The sequence below is a fragment of the Alcaligenes sp. Lyrl_28 genome, from assembly GCF_051948705.1.
Lineage (GTDB): Bacteria > Pseudomonadota > Gammaproteobacteria > Burkholderiales > Burkholderiaceae_B > Alcaligenes > Alcaligenes ammonioxydans.
Genome location: NZ_JAYJLG010000003.1, coordinates 1 through 18,997 on the forward strand (window position 1 = coordinate 1; position 18,997 = coordinate 18,997).

General features: G+C 55.5%; 13 protein-coding genes. 10 read left to right on the forward strand and 3 right to left on the reverse strand.

Going from position 1 to position 18,997, the window contains the following annotated elements; translation table 11 throughout:
• Positions 1-303: 303 nt before the first annotated feature.
• A complete protein-coding gene (locus tag VF694_RS07770; protein WP_440164043.1) occupies positions 304-501 on the reverse strand; it encodes a hypothetical protein in 198 nt (65 codons plus the stop codon).
• A 371-nt stretch (positions 502-872) separates the two neighbouring features.
• On the opposite strand from VF694_RS07770, the gene VF694_RS07775 reads away from it, so the two are divergent.
• Positions 873-2,453 carry a phytoene desaturase family protein gene (locus VF694_RS07775; RefSeq protein WP_440164044.1) on the forward strand — a complete coding sequence of 527 codons (1,581 nt, stop codon included), beginning with the start codon at positions 873-875 and terminating at the stop codon, positions 2,451-2,453.
• Positions 2,454-2,455: 2 nt separating this feature from the next.
• Here VF694_RS07775 and glcC read toward each other — a convergent pair whose 3' ends face one another.
• Positions 2,456-3,220: a transcriptional regulator GlcC gene (glcC, locus tag VF694_RS07780; protein ID WP_059317925.1), complete on the reverse strand. Its 765-nt coding sequence runs from the start codon at positions 3,218-3,220 to the stop codon at positions 2,456-2,458.
• A 194-nt stretch (positions 3,221-3,414) separates the two neighbouring features.
• Between glcC and glcD the strand changes: the two genes are divergently transcribed.
• The 3 genes from glcD to glcF are packed head-to-tail and all read left to right on the forward strand — an operon-like array spanning position 3,415 to position 7,207.
• Entirely contained in the window at positions 3,415-4,914 is a 1,500-nt protein-coding gene (gene glcD / locus VF694_RS07785) for a glycolate oxidase subunit GlcD (protein ID WP_059317924.1), read from the forward strand.
• The gene (gene glcE, locus VF694_RS07790; RefSeq protein ID WP_440164045.1) at positions 4,914-5,999 is read left to right on the forward strand and encodes a glycolate oxidase subunit GlcE; all 1,086 of its coding nucleotides are present in this window, start codon (positions 4,914-4,916) and stop codon (positions 5,997-5,999) included. The genes glcD and glcE overlap by 1 nt, the downstream gene beginning before the upstream one ends.
• Entirely contained in the window at positions 5,984-7,207 is a 1,224-nt protein-coding gene (glcF, locus tag VF694_RS07795) for a glycolate oxidase subunit GlcF (protein ID WP_003804749.1), read from the forward strand. The genes glcE and glcF overlap by 16 nt, the downstream gene beginning before the upstream one ends.
• A gap of 117 nt (positions 7,208-7,324) precedes the next feature.
• Here the strand turns inward: glcF and VF694_RS07800 are convergent, their stop codons facing one another.
• Positions 7,325-8,776: an aldehyde dehydrogenase gene (locus VF694_RS07800; protein WP_059317922.1), complete on the reverse strand. Its 1,452-nt coding sequence runs from the start codon at positions 8,774-8,776 to the stop codon at positions 7,325-7,327.
• Between the two features lie 329 nt (positions 8,777-9,105).
• On the opposite strand from VF694_RS07800, the gene VF694_RS07805 reads away from it, so the two are divergent.
• The 6 genes from VF694_RS07805 (at position 9,106) to VF694_RS07830 (ending at position 18,980) form a co-directional block, all read left to right on the forward strand.
• The gene (locus VF694_RS07805; RefSeq protein ID WP_426345623.1) at positions 9,106-10,641 is read left to right on the forward strand and encodes a sensor histidine kinase; all 1,536 of its coding nucleotides are present in this window, start codon (positions 9,106-9,108) and stop codon (positions 10,639-10,641) included.
• Positions 10,638-11,246 (forward strand): response regulator transcription factor, encoded by a 609-nt coding sequence (locus VF694_RS07810; RefSeq protein WP_240209359.1) that lies wholly within the window; start codon positions 10,638-10,640, stop codon positions 11,244-11,246. Before VF694_RS07805 ends, VF694_RS07810 begins: the two co-directional genes overlap by 4 nt.
• Positions 11,247-11,362: 116 nt before the next feature.
• Entirely contained in the window at positions 11,363-11,851 is a 489-nt protein-coding gene (locus VF694_RS07815) for a GlcG/HbpS family heme-binding protein (RefSeq protein ID WP_440164046.1), read from the forward strand.
• 1,083 nt (positions 11,852-12,934) lie between these two features.
• Positions 12,935-15,625, forward strand: coding sequence for a decarboxylase (locus VF694_RS07820; protein WP_426345624.1), 2,691 nt, complete (start codon positions 12,935-12,937; stop codon positions 15,623-15,625).
• A gap of 75 nt (positions 15,626-15,700) precedes the next feature.
• Positions 15,701-17,392, forward strand: coding sequence for an aspartate-alanine antiporter (gene aspT, locus VF694_RS07825; RefSeq protein WP_440164047.1), 1,692 nt, complete (start codon positions 15,701-15,703; stop codon positions 17,390-17,392).
• A gap of 190 nt (positions 17,393-17,582) precedes the next feature.
• Complete coding sequence (locus VF694_RS07830; RefSeq protein WP_440164048.1) at positions 17,583-18,980, forward strand: glutamate decarboxylase; 1,398 nt, start codon at positions 17,583-17,585, stop codon at positions 18,978-18,980.
• The last annotated feature ends 17 nt before the right edge of the window (positions 18,981-18,997 follow it).

An 18,997-nucleotide genomic window follows, 5' to 3' on the forward strand; every position in this document is an offset into this window, starting at 1 on the left:
GTGCACCGGAACGATGCTGATCGTCTGGCCCCTGGGTTACGACTTCAGACGTACCACCCCCCTCCCCAAAGCCCGTTCTGGGCACCGCCTATCCCTTCTTGTTGCAGACTACGCCTCTTGGCCCAAGCCGAGGGGGTTGGTCATTGCGTATGCTTCCTGGGCTTGAGAGTTGATGTTTAGTCCTCTGCGGGTGCTACCTGTACGATGGCAGCCCTGCGAGGGGCGGGTTCAGCCTTAGCGGCTTGCTGAACCTCAGCCTCTCGCATCAAGCCGTTGTCTATCTGCCGGGTGATCGCGCTACGCTTAGTGCTTTTTCCTCTTAGCGTGCGTTGCGAGTAACTGGTGTTCCCCTTTTGTGCGGCTGTTGTCTTCTTCTTCTTCTTCTTCTTCTTCTTCTTCTGCTGCCCACCTCGGGTAGTGACGATGTTTGGCGTTCGGTGATCCAAACACGCCTTGAGCCGCTGGCTTCATCGAGTTGTTGACTGCTAGCAGCTTATTCACAATTCCGTAGTCGGCCTATCTATCTATCTATCTATCTATCTATCTATCTATCTATCTATCTGTCTATCTGTCTGTCTGTCTGTCTGTCTGTCTGTCTGTCTGGCTATTGACCACAAGCTACTGCTCCGGCGCTCCGTGAGGCTTAGTCTCAGCCTCAGTCTTAGTTGCTGAGCTGCTTACCAGCGTCAGCTCAGACCAAGGCAGCGCCTCCCAGCTGCAGGCTCTGGCGCCCGTCTGTCTGTAGAAGGTGCCCAGACCACTGTCTAAGTTCGTTCTGCCGATCCACCCTTGATGCGCTCTGAAATTCCTACTCAGTTTCCCCGTTGCACCGTAGAATACGGATAAATACTTTAGAGCTAAAGGAGTTGCCCGTGGGTGGAGAGACAGCAGTAGACGCGATCATAATTGGCGCGGGGCATAATGGATTGGCGGCTGCCGTGGAGTTGGCCAGCAAAGGCTGGAAGGTTCTGGTCGTGGAGGCCAAAAGCTCGGCAGGTGGTGCGGTTAGCACTCAGGAACTGACTTTGCCAGGCTTCAAGCATGATGTGTGCGCCATGAACCTGTCCTCCTTTGCAGGTTCTGCATTTTTTCAACGTCATAAGGATGCGTTGGTCCGCCATGGCTTGGCCTTCGTCCCCGCAGAACACTGCTTTGCCAGTGTGTTCCGGGATCAACGCTATTTGGGCGTCAGCACGGATCTGGAAACGACTTTACAGCGGATTCGAGCCGTCTCTGAAAAAGACGCGCAGGCCTGGCAGAGCATGCTGGAGGACTTTCAGCGCAAAGCTCCTCATCTGTTTGCGGTCTTGGGTAGTCCTATGCCTTCCTTGGCTTTGTTCAAAAGCGCGTGGACAAGCTGGCGTGAGCTGGGTAAGGATGGTGTTGCGGAGTTGATGCAATTGCTGCTGGCGACACCCCGTGACTTTTTGGACCGCCATTTCGAGAGCGACTCATTAAAAGCCATGATGGCAGCTTGGGGGCTGCATGTGGATTTCACCCCAGACACCGCCGGCGGTGCCTTGTTCCCTTATCTGGAATCCATGGCTAATCAAGCCTTCGGTATGGTGATCGGGCAGGGCGGTGCTGATACGATAATCCGCGCCATGACGAGCTTGTTGCAGGAGCTGGGTGGGGAGTTGCTGTTGAATGCCCCTGTGCAAACAATTGAGCAAGAGAATGGTCGTGCCAGGGCCGTTGTTCTGGCCGATGGGCGTCATCTGAAAGCAGACAAGGCAGTGATCGCGAATCTGAATCCTCAGCTGGTCTTTGGTCGCCTGGTGCAATCTGCTGCTGTTCCCAAGGAATATCAGAAGAAAGTGGATGCGTTCCGGCCGGGGCTGGGGACCATGATGATCCATTTGGCACTGGATGGCCTGCCCGACTGGAAAGCTGGTGCCGAGTTGCAGCGTTTCTCCTACGTGCATCTGGCACCCGATCTGGCCATGATGAGTCGTGTCTATGCCGAAGCAGCCGCCGGTTTGTTGCCTGCCGAGCCTGTGTTGGTGGTTGGACAAGGTACGGCTCTTGATCCTTCTCGTGCTCCAGAGGGTAAACACACCTTGTGGATTCAAGTGCGAGTGCTGCCTGCTCAGGTCAAGGGCGACGCTGCCGGCAAGATGGCTGCAGGTGACTGGGCACAGCTGAAAGACGCATACGCCGAACGGGTTCTGGATCTGCTTGAAAGCTATGCGCCTGGTTTGCGTAGCCAGATTCTGGCCCGCCATGTCATGTCCCCCCAGGATCTGGAGCAGTTCAATGCGAATCTGATTGGGGGTGATAATCTCTCGGGTAGCCATCACCTGGATCAGAACTTCTTCTTCCGCCCGGTCGCCGGTTACTCCAAATACAAAACGCCGATCAAGGATCTGTATTTGTGCGGAGCTTCGACCTGGCCCGGTGCGGGGACTGGGGCTGGATCGGGCTATATGCTGGCCAATCTATTGGCGAAATAAACCTAGAGGCCATTCAGACGTTGCCGGGCATGCTCCAGGCGCACCTGTTTGGCTTCCATCTCCTGTAGTTGCCGCCGTATCCCATCTATATGTTCTTTAGCCGCTCGCCGGGCCAAGTCCGCTTGACCTTGCGTGACGGCATTGCATAACCGGGCATGCTGCCTGTCCAGCCTGCGTTTGGAGTCATGATCGGGATAGAGGTGCTGCACGGATACGCGTACCGTGGACAGCATCAGCTCATTGAACAGGCTGATCATGTGTACCAGCACCGGGTTGTGTGACGCCTCACAGATCGCTGAATGAAAAGCATGGTCAGCCCGAGCAATTTGTTCCGGCGCAGCATCCTGCATCTGCAGATCTTCCAGTTCCTGAAAGCGCCTCCGAATCATGATGTGATCGGCTTCCGTACCTCGGGCAGCAGCCAGTTGCGCTGCTTCGCTCTCCAGTAGTTCGCGTACTTCCAGTAGATCGTACAGCGTGCGTCCCTGTGCTTGCAGCAGGTGTTCCAACGGCGTGCTGACGCTGGAGTCAATCAGATTGGCGACGAAAGAGCCTTTGCCATGCTGCGTTTCAATCAGCCCCCGTGCTCGTAGTACTTGCAGCCCCTCACGCAGGGCAGAGCGAGATACCGTGAGTCTCTGCGTCAGTTGTCGCTCGGAAGGCAGTGCTTGCCCCGGTTTGAGGACGCCGTCCATGATCAAGGTTTCAATACGTTGGGCAACCAGTTCCGCGGTTGCCTCCAGACGTCGGGACTCCTGCATTTTCATACGTGGTCGGACCAGTTGTGTGCCTGAGTCAATGATAGCAAGCTGATTATCTATCTGTCTGATTTTTAAGTGTAAAGATAAACCCTGAGAGCTGCTTAGGGTAAAAACTGGTCGGACCAGTAGGCAAGTGGCTGGACAAGCTCATCGTCATCAAAGACCATCGGCTTTAGGAGACTTTAAAGACAGGAGGCGTCATGAGTTTGCGCTACGACGAAAAACTGGACGGCGTGCTGCCCCGCGTGGACAAGATGCAGCTGCTTAGCCGTTTACGTGATGATATTCCCGGCCTGGAGGTACTGCATACCGACGAGCAACTGCACCCTTACGAGTGTGACGGCTTGAGCGTCTATCGCAGTAAACCCTTGCTGGTGGTGCTGCCCCGTAATGTGGAGCAGGTGCAGGCGGTGATGCGTCTGGCCCATGAGGTTGGCGTGCCCGTAGTGGCTCGCGGTGCGGGTACGGGCTTGTCCGGTGGTGCCATGCCGCTGGAGCAGGGTATTTTGCTGGTGATGGCCCGGCTGAACCAGATTCTGGATCTGGACCCGGTAGCCGGAATTGCCCGTGTACAGCCCGGCGTGCGCAATATCGCAATTTCTCAGGCCGCGCAGCCTTTTGGACTGTATTATGCGCCGGACCCCTCTTCGCAGATTGCCTGTTCAATTGGCGGCAATGTGGCGGAGAATGCCGGCGGCGTTCACTGCCTGAAATACGGCCTGACTGTACACAATATCTTGCGGCTGGAAGTCATTACCGTCACGGGCGAACGACTGATTCTGGGCTCGGAAGCCTTGGATAGCCCCGGCTTTGACTTGATGGCCCTGTTCACCGGCTCTGAAGGCATGCTGGGTATTGTGACGGAAATCACGGTCAAGCTGCTGGCGCGCCCACCGTGTACGGTGGTGCTGCTGGCCAGTTTCGACGATGTGGAAAAAGCCGCTGACGCGGTGGCACAGATCATCGCTCAAGGCATTGTGCCAGCAGGACTGGAAATGATGGATCAAATGTCCATTCGCGCTGCCGAAGACTTTATCCACGCTGGCTACCCTGTCGATGCCCAGGCGATTTTGCTGTGTGAAATCGATGGTGCAGTCGAGGATGTGCAGGACGATGTGACCCGGGTTGAACAGGTGTTGTTCAAAGCCGGTGCGCAAGAAGTGCGGGTAGCACGCGATGAGCAGGAACGACAGCGTTTCTGGGCCGGACGCAAGAATGCCTTTCCCGCCGTGGGGCGCATCTCACCGGACTATTACTGCATGGACGGCACGATTCCGCGTCGCCAGCTAGCGTATGTGCTGAAAAAAACGGCCGAGTTGTCCGAGGAATATGGCTTGCGCGTCGCCAACGTTTTTCATGCGGGCGATGGCAATATGCACCCGCTGATCCTGTTTGATGCCAACCAGCCAGGCGAGCTGGAGCGGGCTGAAGCTTTGGGCGGCAAGATTCTTGAACTATGCGTGGAAGTGGGCGGCACCATTACCGGCGAGCATGGCGTGGGTCGAGAAAAAATCAATCAGATGTGCGTGCAGTTCAATGAGGATGAGCTGCAATTCTTTCATGCCATTAAAGCGGCATTTGATCCCAAGACCATGCTCAATCCCGGTAAGAACATCCCCACCTTGCATCGCTGCGCGGAAATGGGCGGCATGCATATTCACCACGGACAAGTGCCCTTTCCTGAGCTGGAGCGTTTCTGATGAATACCGTAGAACAGATCAATCAGGATCGCAGTGCCGAGCTGCTCGAGCAGGTCAAGCAGGCGCTGGCAGATCGCACGGCCTTGCGTATCGTGGGCGGAGATTCCAAAGCCTTTTTGGGCAAAGCAGTACAGGGTCAGGCCTTGAGCCTGGCTGGCCATGAGGGCGTGGTCGATTATGACCCGGCCGAGCTGGTCGTGACGGTGCGTGCGGGAACGTCCTTGAAGGCTCTGGAGGCCGTCCTGAATGAACAAGGGCAGTGTCTGCCCTTTGAGCCCCCCGTGTTTGACGGTCGTGCGACAGTGGGAGGAGCAACGGCTTGCGGCTTGTCAGGACCGCGCCGTCCCTGGGTGGGGGCCTTGCGTGATTATGTGCTGGGCTGTCGTCTGATTAGTGGAATGGGCACTCACATGCGCTTTGGCGGTCAGGTGATGAAGAACGTGGCTGGCTATGACGTGTCACGTTTGATGGTGGGCGCTCAGGGTTGTCTGGGAGTGATTACGGAAGTTTCCTTCAAGGTGTTGCCGCGCCCACGACGCCGCGCGGCACGGGTCTTGGAGGTGGCACAGCAGGATGTGGCGGGTTTGCTGCGTCAATGGCGCGATCAAAGCCGTCCTGTCATGGGAGCGGCCTGGCAGGATGGCCGTCTGCATCTGCGCCTGGAAGGCGGAGACAGTTCCGTACAGTTGGCCCAGGAGCAAATAGGTGGCGAGGAACTCGACCTGACGTACTGGGATGATTTATGTGAACAGCGCCTGGATTTCTTTAAGCAGGCAGGGAATTTGTGGCGTATTGCCGTACCGGTGGATGCGCCCGTGCAAAGCTGGCCGGGTGAGGTACTGCTCGATTGGGGTGGAACTCAGCTCTGGCTCAAGTCTGAGGCTCCAGCCGAGCTGATTCACGAACAGGCGCGGGCCCTGCAGGGGTACGCGCGATGCTGGAGCGGGCCTGATGCCGGGAATGATGAGCTGCCCGCTGCGTTGTTGCAGTGGCATCAGCGCTTAAAACAGCAACTAGATCCCGCTCATATATTCAATCCAGGCCGTTTATTTCGCTCTGCGGAGTCCACATGCAAACACAACTGACACCATGGGCTCAGCAACTGCCGCAAGCCGAGCAGGCTGAAGCCATTTTGCGCTCCTGCGTGCATTGCGGGTTTTGCAATGCCACTTGTCCGACCTACTTGGATCAAGGCAACGAGCTCGATGGTCCGCGAGGCCGCATTTATCTGATCAAAATGTTCCTGGAAGGCAATGCCACCTCGGAACTGACCCAGCACCATCTGGATCGTTGTCTGAGTTGTCGCAACTGTGAAACCACCTGTCCGTCGGGTGTGAAGTATCACAACCTGCTGGACATAGGGCGAGCGGCATTGGAACCCAAAGTAAAGCGTTCTTTAAAAGCACGTGCCATGCGTGTGGCCCTGACGCAAATTCTGCCCGAGCCGGGCCGGGTGGGGGCCCTGCTCGGGGTGGCGCGAGCCATGCGCCCCTTGCTGCCCTCATCCTTGCAGGAAAAAATTCCACCCAAGCAAACGGCGGATCTGACGCGCCCCGCACCCCGGCATAGCCAACGTGTTCTGATGCTGGAGGGCTGTGTGCAGCCAGCCATGGCTCCTTCCATTAATGCGGCGACCGCCCGGGTGCTGGATCGCTTGGGCATCAGTGTGACACCGATTGCTCAGGCAGGCTGTTGCGGTGCTTCCTCCTTTCATCTGGGTGCGCAAGAGCAGGGTTTGCAGCAGGCACGTCGCAATATCGACGCCTGGTGGCCCCAGATCCAGCAGGGCGCTTTGGCAATCGTGCAGACCTCCAGCGGCTGCGGTGCTTTTGTGAAAGAGTACGTAGACCTCTTCAAGCATGATCCGGTCTATGCGGAACGGGCCCGCCGCGTCAGTGAGCTGGCCAAGGATCTGGTTGAAGTGCTCGACGAGTTGCCCCTGGAGCAGTGCTTGAATACGCAAACCCGTCCGCGTCTGGCCTTTCATTGTCCGTGTACCTTGCAGCATGCGCAGAAACTGGGCGGGCGAGTCGAAGCGGTGTTGACCCGCTTGGGCTTTGATCTGGGGGCAGTGCCCGATAGCCACTTATGTTGTGGTTCGGCAGGCACGTATTCCCTGACGCAGCCCGAGATTGCGGGACGCCTGCGTGAGCGCAAAATGGATGCCTTGGAGAGCAGCAAACCAGATCTGATCGTTACGGCCAATATGGCCTGTGGGAATCATTTGAATGGAGCAGGGCGCACGCCGGTCAAGCATTGGATAGAGCTGGTGGATCAGTATCTGTGTGCGTAACCGCAGGACCGGGGGGCCGTAGTAGCCCTCGGTCCTGCGCTGGTATCGGTTCAAAGCCAAGGGCCAGCCAAGCGTCGTAGCGCGCTCAGGGGGAGGCGCGAGCCTGCGGGGCCAGACTTACAGCGGGTATTGGCGAGGTGTGGTCTGGACGGTAATCCAGCGCAGTTCGGTGAACTCATTGATGGCGGATTTACTGCCAAAACGGCCATAGCCGCTGGCTTTCATGCCCCCAAAGGGAGCCTGGGCCTCATCATGGACGGTGGGGCCATTGATATGACAGATGCCGCTTTGGATCTGTCTGGCGATGGCCAGACCCCGGTTCACGTCCTGCGTAAATACGGCAGCAGCCAAGCCGTATTCATTGTCGTTGGCCAATCGGATGGCCTCGCTGTCCTCGCGGTAGCGGGTCATGGTGACGACCGGGCCAAATGACTCCGTGGCATAGAGCTGCATCTCGGGGGTAACGTCATTGACGATCAGCGGATGCATCAGAGCACCCTCGATTTTCAGGGGCAAGGGCAGGGTGGCCCCCTTGGCAAGCGCGTCCTCTACCAAGGACTTGATGCGCTGTGCTGACTCGGCACTTTCCAGATAGGCAAAGCGTGTGTCTGTCTGGTCGGGCGAGCCCACGGCGATGGTCTTGATTTTGGCCACCAGTTTGTCCAGAAAAGAAGAAGCAATCGCTTCATGCACAATAAGGCGTTCGGTGGACATGCAAATCTGCCCTTGGTTGAAGTAAGCGCCAAAGGCGACGCCGGCGACGGCCTGCTCCAGATCGGCGTCTTCGCACACAATGACCGGTGCTTTGCCTCCCAGCTCTAGCAGGACGGGTTTGAGGTAGTGGGCGGCGGTGGCGGCGATGATCCTGCCAACTTTGGTGGAGCCGGTGAAGTTGATGCGTTTGACGGCCGGGTGGGCGATGAGCTGCTCGACCACCGCCGCCGCATCGTCGGGAGCGTGAGTAATGACGTTGATCACGCCCGCTCCCACACCGGCGTCATTGAGCACTTGTCCCAGCAAGACATGCGTGGCCGGGCATCGTTCGGAGGCTTTGAGAATGACGGTGTTTCCGCAAGCCAGGGGCATGGCTATGGCCCGGGTGGCCAGGATCACGGGTGCATTCCACGGGGCGATACTCACCACCACGCCGCAGGGGACGCGATAGCCCATCGACAGGCTACCGGGCAGATCCGAGGGGATGACGGCCCCGTCAATCTGCGTGGTCATGGCCGCAGCCTCACGCAAGATGTTGGCCGACAACTGCACGTTGAAACCATACCAAGAGTCTGTAGAACCTGTTTCCTGGCGTACGGTGGCGATGAACTCGGCGGCACGTTCGTCCAGCAGCTCCGCTGCTTTGAGCAGGCGCAAGCGGCGCTCGGTCGGACCCAGGGCTGACCAATGCACAAAGGCCTGTTCGGCCGCTTGCAGGGCAGCCTGCACATCCTCAGGCTGAGCGGCTGCGGCCACCGTTGCGGTCTGCCCAGTAACGGGGTTCTGACGTGTAAAAGTCTGGTGACCGCTGGCGTCACGAAGCTGGCCATTGATCAGTAGTTGACAGGTGTTCATCATGTCTCCTGCAATGCTGCGGATAAATAGAAAAAGTTCAAACGGGATTGTTCAAGTCCATACGGTTTCGAGCCCAGATTGGCCCCAGCTGCAAACCGGCTGGATTCTTTCTGTTCTTCGCCACCCGAGTTCGGATTTTTCTCCACCAATATAGTGCGGTATGAGATTGCCCCGGTACTAGCAGCCATGCATTTTCATGCAAAATGCAATGTAGCCGCCTGACCGTGCCGTTTTAAGGTATTTTGGAGGCTCGCTTCCAAAGGGGCCGTGTCTCACTTTGCTTTTCTGATGCTCTACAGACTGCTCTCCAGAACAACTGAACTTCGTTTATGGCATTGCTGCGCCCTTTAAACTCCCGATTTGCGATTCGCGCTCTGCTTGTCTGGGGCTTGTTAGTGGTGCTCGCGGCGGGTGCCCTGGCGAGCTGGCGCTATCAATCCTTGCTCAGTACTCTGGAGACCGAAAGCAATGTTCTCTACAGGCTGGCTTCACAACGGGCAGATCAGCATGATGCCCATTTAACTGCTTTATCCGCTGTTGCCAACGCCACGGATGATCCGGGGCACACCTTGTTCCTGGATGTTGCCGCAACGATTGCGCATTTTTACCCGCGTATCGTCGACATACAGCTGATCCCGTTGGCAGTGGGCAAGAAGCCCGTCGGGCTTGGCGCTTTGTCGCCCGAGACGACGGCCTTGTTGCGTGAGTCGGTGTTGAGGTCACAGGGACAGATGGTGCTGATGGCGGACCCTGAGCGTCACGGCTTTTATATATTGGGCAAACGAAGCCCGAACACTGCTGATGCGCGCTATGGCCTGATGCTGGTGATTGACGCTAGACAACTGCTGGCCGATGCCAGTCATTTCTGGTCGGAGCCGGGCGTGTTTCTACGCCTGTCACTGCCCAAGGGCCCTTTGCTTGTGGGCCAGGCCGGATCAGACGCTGAGCTGTACTTTTCCAAGGCGCTGGCCAGTCCCTCCCAGCCCTTGATTCTTGCGACGGGGATGGCACTGGGTCCCGCTGATCTTTTTCCTATGGCGGAAACGACACTGGTGTTGTTGCTGCTAAGTGCGGCATATCTTGTTGTCTTGGCCGCCTGGCGTCAGCGCGTGCGCACCCGGCTGGCGCTTGAGCAGGCGCGATTAAGCGCCCTGGAGTCTCGTCTGGCCCACGCATCACGAGTCAATGCACTGGGAGAGATGGCCAGTGGCCTGGCCCATGAACTGACCCAGCCCCTGACAGCTATTTTGGCGCAGACTCAAGCCAGTCGACGGATTGTTGCTCAGTCAAGCAGCACGCCCTTGTTACCGGTGCTCGATGAGACGGTTGCACAAGCGAAGCGAGCATCGGCCATTCTGGAGCGGTTTCGCAACTGGTCGCGTCCCCAGGCGCTGAGTGTAGGCTGCTTTGATATTCGCGACGCCTTGCATAATGTACGCGCCTTACTGGCATCTCAGGCAGCCCTGAGCAAGACACGGCTGATGTTTGAGTTGCCCTCCTATCCGGTGCTGGTTGAGGCGGACCCTGTGGAAATGGAACAAGTCATTTTCAATCTTGTACGTAATGGTCTGGACGCCGTGACCGGGCAAGAAGCAGGCCAGGTGACCGTAAGCCTTAATCAAACAGATACGCAGCTGATTATTGATGTTGCTGATAACGGCCCCGGTGTTCTGCCGGCGCTCAGGGACAGCCTGTTTACGCCCTTTACGACCAGTCGGCCCGATGGGACTGGGCTTGGTTTGGCATTGAGCCAGCGGCTGATAGAGCGTGCTCATGGTGAGGTGTTTTTGCTCGAGGATGCGCCCGAGACGACATTCCGGATTATCCTGCCGGTAAAACATGAGCCTATGGAGTCTGCTGGATGAGGTATCCCGTTTATTTGCTTGACGATGATGAGGCCGTGCGTCGCGCCTTGAGCCTGCTTTTGTCTACCGTCGATATTCACGTTACGGAGTTTGCAGACCCCCAGGGATTTCTGGCGCAGGTAGCCAAACTGGCCCCCGGATGTTTGATTCTTGACATCCGTATGCCGGTCATCTCGGGCTTGAAACTGCAGGAGCAATTGCGTGACAGGGGTATCGATTGGCCAACGATTGTGATCTCGGGCCATGGCGATATCGACGCCTGTCGTCGTGCTTTTCGAAATGGGGCCGTCGATTTTTTATCCAAGCCTATTGATGAGCAGGATCTGATCGACGCCATACAAAAAGGGCATGATGTGCTCGATCGCCATTTGCGAGAACAGGCACAGCAAGCGGAAACATTGCAGTTGTTGGCTTCACTTACTCCGCGCGAGCGCCAGATACTGGAGTTGGTGGCCCAAGGCTTTACGACCCGGCAGATTGCAGAGGCCTTGTGCCTTTCACCGCGTACGATCGATACCCACCGTGTTTCTATTGGCGCCAAACTGGGCACCACATCACAGGCGGAGCTCACTCGTCTATGGTTGGAAGGAAGCACTAAAGGATAAGGGCGAAAAAAACCACTCGGTATAACTACGTAGAGGAGTGTGAGGTCTACGAATAGGTTTCTTCTTTTTTGAGCGGTAAGCTTTGCTTGTTCGTTCTAACCAGGAAAGGAAATCACATGATTCGTACATTCTCTGTCGCCGCTCTGTTGTGTGCTCCTATCATGGCCTCTGCCGCCCCAGCGCTGCCCAGCGCGCCATACCTGCCACTGGAACTGGCCACCCAGGCCGCGCAGGCCGCCTTGAAGACCTGCGCAGCACAAGGTCATCAGGTCAGCGTGGCGGTTGTCGCCCGAGACGGGGCGACCAAAGTGTTGTTGAAAGCCGATAACTCGGGCCCACACACGGTCAGCAGCGCGCAAGGTAAAGCATTTACCTCTGCGGCTATGGGCCGCAGCACAGCGGGTCTGGCCGAGTTTATCGCCAGCAAACCGGCCAACGATGGTTTGCGGGATATGGACTCGCGTATGGTTATTCAGGGTGGCGGGTTGCCCATCAAGGTGGATCAGGTGCTGGTGGGTGGTATCGGTGTAGGCGGAGCGCCTTCTGGTGATATTGATGCTGCCTGCGCAGCCGAAGGCCTCAAAGCCATTGGCGCTACCGAATAAGCCGGCCAGCGTATTGCTCGCGTCAGCAAGGTGGTCTTGACAAGCTCAGGGCAGCATTCAGGGCGCGGGTGAAGCAGTTTCTTCTCAAAGCCAGGTGCCGTTCCCTCCGTTAAGGGGGCGAACGGCAAACTGCATGTTGCCGTAGGCACTGCTGTGTAAGACCCTTGTGCTGCAGATCTGCAGCACGCACAAGGTGGACTGCTCGTTTAGGTGGCGGGCGTTGCATTTCACCATCGCTGCAAGGTCGTTGCCGGTGGGCAAGACATAGAACGTTGTTGGAGCGGTCATCTCCACAGGCGGATCGTGGCGTGGTCCACGGCGTTTTAGGGGCTGAAGTCGTGCTGATGCCGACGAATTGCACAACACGGTGCCTCCGTTTCGGATGCGTAAAAAAGACTTCCATTTGGCGTTTCCGATTGCAAGATGTTGTTTTTTTACCCCCAAGAGTAGACCGACTTGATGGTGCCATGAACGCCTGAGACAGTATGCGAATTCGTATGGTGACATTTGGGCTCTCCCCGCTTATTGCCCTCGCGATAGTTTCCCGCCTCTGACGACTAACCTGTGAGTTTTAGTGCACTTTTAATTCGAGGCTCCTGTGTACGTTTGAGGTTTTGACAACAAGCCTCAACTCAAAAGGTTCTTGGGATGAAAATCACGCGTGCACCTTGCTCACCGGTTCCATCACACTCTTTTTATTCATTTTTATATGTTTTGTGCCGACCCTTGCACAACGCCCGTTAATAGGCGCGTTTTCGGGGGCTAAGGCACTTGTTTTGCCTATCTGGGTCTGGCATGCCGACTTCAGCGTATCGGTTCAGGCACCTCAACGAATGCAAGCCGGATTTCAGTATCAGACTGGAATGGTTCTCATTGCTCAGATTCGGTAGTGGCGGATAATGGTTTTCACCTAAATAATTGATTTTTTGTTTTGTATTTATAAATTTTTTTGGCTCTCAGCTATAGTGATCACACTCCTTTAACAACCGGGTTTTTTAATAAGAATCTGACAATAGTATTCAAGCGTCTTTGGTCACATTTATCTCATCTACCTGCTAGTAACCACGGCACAGGAGCCAACACATGAAGTTAGATGTCACACCAGCCCCATCCTCGATTGACCAGATTTTTTCCTTGGGTACTGTGCGCTCCGATCTATGGCGTGAACTCTTGTTTGCTACTAAAAGATGGTCGCGTAAGGAAGTCGACGGACAAGAGGTTCGTGAAAAGTTTCTTCACTTGCGAAATCTGGAAGTGCTGCATGCTTATCCGGGGCGTCATCTTATGGACACCCTGTCTGGCCATCTTGAATTCGAACGTTTGGATGCTTTTCTGGAGTTGGCGACCCGAATCTCATTCGCCATCCTGGCACGCTATTACAAAGATGATGCGCGCGAGTGGGAGGCCACGCCTGATGGGGACCACTTTAGGGATATTCGTCAGGACGTAGACGGTTTGGGCGGTGGGCGTCCTTACTTTGAAGTGTTGATTGTGGCACCAGCCAATAGTGCTCGCGTCGAGCGCAATGTTCAGCTTTTGCGTGCGCAGCGTCGTAAAGAAGACGACTTTGTGTATGAGCCTGTGGTCGTCGACAATTTCCAGGACGCATTTTGTGCTATTGCGGTAAACAGTAATATTTGTGCGGTTGCCATTTTTGAAGGCATTGGCTTTAAGAGCAAACAGCCAGTTCCTATCCTGGATCAAGCCATGAAAGAGCTTGATGTTCATTTCGACGACAGTCGTTTGGCCTTGCAACTGGCGGTCACCTTGGCGGGCTACCGTCCGGAGCTCGATATTTATTTGCTCTCCGATTTGCGTCCCGAGGAGGTGGCAAGTGATGAGCGTGCCAAGTGTCTGCGCCGCGTACTCTATGCGGTCGAGGAGCCCATGGAGCTGCATTTGTCAATTTTAGAGGGGGTTCGTGATCGGTACGAAACTCCTTTTTTTGACAATCTCAAGCGCTATGCCAGCAAGCCTGTCAGCACTTTTCATGCCTTGCCCATTGCCCGCGGTAAATCCGTCTTCAAATCGGACTGGATACGCGATATGGGCGAATTCTATGGCCTGAATCTGTTCTTGGCCGAGTCCTCTGCCACGACTGGCGGCCTGGACAGCCTTCTGGAACCTACGGGCAATATCAAAAAAGCCCAGGAGCGCGCTGCCAAGGCGTTTGGCGCTGAGCATTGTTTTTTCGTTACCAATGGAACCAGCACGTCCAACAAGATGGTATTGATGGCGATTGCGCGACCCGGCGATATCATTATCGTTGATCGAAACTGCCACAAATCGCACCACTACGGCATGGTTCTGGGCGGGTTGTTGCCCTACTATGTCGAAGCGTTCCCGATGCGCGAGTACTCCATGTATGGTGCGGTTCCGCTCAAGAACATCAAGCGCGCCTTACTGAAGCTGAAACAAGAGGGCAAGCTGGACAGGGTGCGTGCTGTTGATCTGACCAACTGCACCTTTGATGGTCATGTGTACAACACCCGGCGCGTCATGATGGAATGTTTGGCGATCAAGCCTGATCTTGTCTTTCTTTGGGACGAGGCCTGGTTTGGATTTGCGCACTGGTCGCCGTTCCTGCGTCCCAGAACGGCCATGGGGGCGGCGGCTTACATTGAAAATTGGTTGGAAGATCCGGCGTCGCTGCAGCACTACGAGCGTCAGCAGCAAGAGCTGGGCGAGACTCCAAGCGATGATGAACTGATGCAGGCCAATCTGGTTCCGGATCCTCGACTGGTTCGCCTGCGGGTATATCAAACTAATTCCACACACAAGTCGATGTCGGCCATTCGCCAAGGTTCCATGGTGCTGGTCAAGGATGTGGACTTTTATCGCATTGAGCCGCAACTGCACGAGGCGATATTCACGCACGCTACAACAAGCCCCAATCAGCAACTTATCGCCTCTATTGATGTCGCTCGCCGCCAGATGGAGCTGGAAGGCTATGGCTTGGTGAACAATGCCATTCAAATTGCCTTGGACATTCGCAGCCAGGTGAACAAGCACCCGATGATTTCGCGTTATTTTCGAGTGCTGGGCGCAGACGACATGATTCCGCCCGAGTACCGCCAGAGCAATTTCAAGGACTTTTTAGCGCCGGGCACGAACTGGGACGATGCCGTCACCAGTATCCGGGACGATGAGTTTTTCCTTGACCCCACCCGCATCACCTTGGTGTGTGGAACGGCGGGTTTTGATGGCACTCAACTGAAGCAGTTATTGGCGGATCGTTTTGATATCCAGCTGAACAAGACATCCCGCAATTCGGTCTTGCTGCAGTCCAACATCAACAATACGCGCAGTGACGTCGCGCATTTAATTCGTGTTTTGTTGGAAATTACCTGCGAAGTGGATCATCAACTACACAAAACCGGAGACGTGGGGCGTCAGCACTTTCAAGAGCGTGTCGATAGCCTCATGAACGATGTTCCTGACCTGCCAAACTTCAGTCACTTTCATGAAAGTTTTCGTCAAGACAGCAATGGCGATGTAGCCGTTGAAGGCAGGATTCGTGATGCATTTTTCCTGAGCTGGGAAGAGACCAATTGCGAGTACGTGGGTTTGAATAGTCCGGAGTGCGATCGTCGGCTGCGCGAGGGGCCTCCTATGGTGTCAGCCAAGATGGTGATTCCTTATCCTCCCGGTTTTCCTATTCTGGTGCCTGGACAAGTCATCAGTGCCGAAACCATTGAGTTCATGCGTAAGCTCGATGTGAAGGAAGTGCACGGCTATGAAGCGAGTCGTGGCCTGCAGTTATTGAAAGTTTAACGACTTAAACCGGGCAGAAGGTCAGCACCGGCTATGGCCGGTCTGACCTGAATTCGTGCACTTAAGGGGCTCAATATGTTGATTTGGAACTGGGTAGAGCAAACCTTGCGTAGCTACCCTGAGTTGGCCATTTTTTTGGCATTGGCAGCTGGGTATTGGGTAGGCGGAAGAAAACTAGGCAGTTTTAGTCTGGGCTCGGTTACTGGAACCTTGCTGGCGGGCGTGCTGATTGGACAGCTCGACATCGAGATCTCATCGCAGATCAAATCCGTCTTTTTCATTATGTTTTTGTTTTCGGTGGGCTTTGGCGTCGGGCCGCAGTTTGTGCGGGGGGTGGCCAACGATGGTCTGCCTCAGGCAGTGTTTGCCGTTGTCGTGTCGTGCTTGTGTTTATTGTTCGTCTATCTGGCCGCGGTGCTGTCGGGCTATGGCCCCGGCCTGGCAGCCGGTTTACTGGCCGGCTCACAAACGATCTCCGCTTCCATCGGTTTGGCCACCAACGCGATCAATCGACTGGAGTTGTCGCCCACGGAGATACAGGCCCAACTGGATGCCATCCCAGTAGCCTATGCGGTCACCTACTTGTTCGGCACCTTGGGCACCGGCTGGGTCATTGCTTACCTTGGGCCCAAGTTGCTTGGCATTGACCTGCAAAAAGAGTGTGCTCGTTATGAGAAAGAAATGTCGGCCGGAGCCCCCGAGGGCGGCATTCAATCGGCATGGCATCAGCACATTGTTCGTGCTTACGAGTTGAGCACACCGAACTTTATTGCTGGCAAGACCGTTAAACAAGCTGAAGCCCTGTCTGGTGAGCGACTTTTTTTAGAGAATCTTCGCCGCGATGGAAAGATTATTCCATTTGACGACAATACCGTATTGCAAGTGGGCGATATCGTTGCGGTTTCAGGGCGTCATGAGGCCTTGGTTGACTGGTCCAACCGCGCCGAGGAAGTGGCCGATAGGGAGTTGCTGCAAATTCCTATTGAGTCGATTGATATGGTCGTCACGAGCAAGGCGGCAAACAATCAAACATTACTGGAGCTCTCCAAACGACCCGAGGCACGGGGTGTGTATGTGACGCGTATTCGTCGAGGCTCTATGGGCGTTGATATTCCCGTACAGGCGCAAACCAAGCTGCACCGGGGCGATATTGTCAGCATCAGTGGTAGCCGCAAGCACGTGGAGGCGGTTATTGACGCTTTTGGCTTTGCGGATCGCCCGACCAGTGTGACTGACATGGTGTTTGTTGGCTTTGGCATCGTCATTGGTGGTCTTGTGGGCGCCATTGTGGTGCCGGTGGCAGGGGTGCCCATCACACTGTCCACCTCGGGCGGAGCGCTTATTGCCGGTTTGGTGTTTGGTTGGCTGCGTAGCTTTAAGCCCAAATTAGGCAGCGTCCCCAGTGCCACGCTCTGGTTCATGAACTCGGTAGGGCTGAATGTATTTATCGCCGTCGTGGGGATCACGGCTGGTCCGACATTTATTCACGGTGTAAAGCAGGTGGGTATAGAGCTGTTCTTCTGGGGCATATTCGCGACAGCAACCCCGATGATTCTTGCTCCTTTTATCGGTAAATATATTTTTCGCTTTGATCCTGCGATTAATTTGGGGTGTTGCGGCGGTGCGCGCACAAGCACTGCCTCGGTGGCGATGGTTGCCGATGTCGCAAAAAGCAATGTGCCGATGCTCGGTTATACGGTGCCGTATGCGATCAGCAATACCTTACTGACCCTTTGGGGCATGGTGATCGTGCTGTTGATGAAATAAGACCCTTGTACTTATCGATCGCCATGCGGCTTTGACAGATCAGTGCGGCATGTGATGAATGCGCTGGCCGGTGACCGGGACTCAGGTCATTGGCCAGCCGTGCGAATGTCATGCCGGTAGTGTTCGCGACCGTTGCTGTATCTATTTTTTATAAATAGCTTTTGTTTCAACCGACTACTAAAGGGAATCCATGCCTCTACACGCCAAGGATGATATCCGCAATGACCTTCTCGATGACGTTTATGCGTCCACCGATTTGTCGGTCTCCATGCCCAAGTACAAAATGCCCGAACATGAGCACGCTCCCAGGCACGCGTACCAGGTAGTCCACGATGAGCTGATGCTCGACGGTAACTCCCGTCAGAATCTGGCGACGTTTTGCCAGACCTGGGTTGAGGAGGAAGTCCACAAGCTGATGGACGAGTCAATCGACAAAAACATGATTGACAAAGATGAGTATCCCCAGACGGCCGAAATCGAGTCACGCTGCGTGCACATGCTTGCTGACTTGTGGAACTCTCCGGACGCGAAGAACACCTTGGGTTGCTCGACCACGGGCTCCTCCGAGGCCGCCATGCTCGGGGGGCTGGCACTTAAGTGGGCATGGCGCAAGAAGCGCAGCGCGGCAGGACTTTCGACCGATAAGCCCAATCTGGTTTGCGGTCCTGTGCAAATTTGTTGGCATAAATTTGCGCGTTATTTCGATGTGGAATTGCGTGAAATTCCCATGGAAGAGGGTCGGCTCATTATGAGTGCCGAAGAAGTATTAAAACGCGTCGATGAAAACACCATTGGTGTGGTGCCCACCTTGGGTGTCACCTTCACCTGTGAGTACGAGCCGGTCAAGCAGGTTCATGATGCCTTGGATAAATTGCAGCAAGACACGGGGCTGGATATCCCGATTCACGTTGACGGTGCCAGTGGCGGGTTTCTGGCTCCCTTTTGTGCCCCTCAATTGCAGTGGGATTTTCGTCTTCCTCGTGTGGTGTCGATAAACACCTCGGGTCATAAGTTTGGGCTTGCCCCCCTGGGGGTAGGTTGGGTGCTCTGGCGTGATGCCGCCCATCTTCCTGAAGAGTTGATATTCAATGTGAACTATTTGGGTGGCAACATGCCGACCTTTGCACTGAATTTTTCCAGGCCTGGCGGCCAGATCGTGGCCCAGTACTACAACTTTTTGCGTCTTGGCAAAGCGGGCTATCGTCGTATTCAGAACGCTTGCTATGACACGGCACGTTATCTTGCGAGCGAGATTGGCAAGTTGGGTCCGTTTGAGATCTTGTTTGACGGTGATCCTGATAAAGGTATTCCAGCCTTGTGCTGGAAGATCAAGGATGGCGTGAATCCGGGTTTCAATCTGTATGACTTGGCCGATCGCTTACGTTCGCGCGGTTGGCAAGTACCTGCTTACTCCATGCCGGCCAATCGTCAGGATCTAGTGATCCAACGCATCCTGGTGCGCCATGGTGTGACGCGTGACCTGGCTTCCCTTTTGCTGGATGACTTCCGTCGTTGCCTGGATTATTTCTCCGCCCATCCCGTTGCCGTACAGGGGAAGCAGGACGAGTCTGGCGGTTTTCATCACTAACTTGACGCGGTGAACCC